This is a genomic window from Rhodococcus sp. EPR-157 (assembly GCF_001647195.1).
Classification (GTDB): domain Bacteria; phylum Actinomycetota; class Actinomycetes; order Mycobacteriales; family Mycobacteriaceae; genus Rhodococcoides.
Genome location: NZ_LVCV01000436.1, coordinates 1 through 536 on the forward strand (window position 1 = coordinate 1; position 536 = coordinate 536).

Below are 536 nucleotides of genomic sequence, written 5' to 3' on the forward strand. Positions count from 1 at the left end.
GATCGTCCGGATGGTGTTGGTCCCGTCGACGATGACGCTTCTGGGACAGTGGAATTGGTGGAATCCGTTCAGTCGCTCAGCTGGTCGACCACATACGTCGCCAGTGACCCCAGCCGAGCCCGTTTCGGCATCGAAGTAGGAACACCGAGAGCATCCAGTGGTGCCGATGTGACCGGCCCGACGCAGATTGCGGCGACGGGACCGCGCAGCGCAGTGAGGAATTCGTCGAGCAGGCCGTTGTCCTTCGCCGTCGACAGCAGCGAGGCGACGGCGGGAGCGCTGGTGAATGTGACGGCGTCGACCTCGTGGTTCAAGATTTTGGCCAGCATGTCCACGAGTGGCCGTTGATCGACCGGCCGAATCCAGCGGTACACAGAGAGCGCTCGGACTTCGGCGCCGAGTCTGCGGAGAGACTCGGCGAGGTCGATGGTCGGCTCCCACTCGGTGATGGTGCCGTGCAACTGGACGGCCACGTCGACGCCGACGATGCCTTCGGCCTCGAGATGATCCGCCACTTCCTGGGACTCCTCGGTGGT

Annotated in this window: 1 protein-coding gene; it reads right to left on the minus strand. The window is 64.0% G+C overall.

Annotated features, from left to right (window positions below):
- Nucleotides 1-68: 68 nt before the first annotated feature.
- The coding region (locus tag A2J03_RS20310; RefSeq protein ID WP_197480879.1) for a uroporphyrinogen-III synthase at nt 69-536 on the minus strand (468 nt) is incomplete at its 5' end.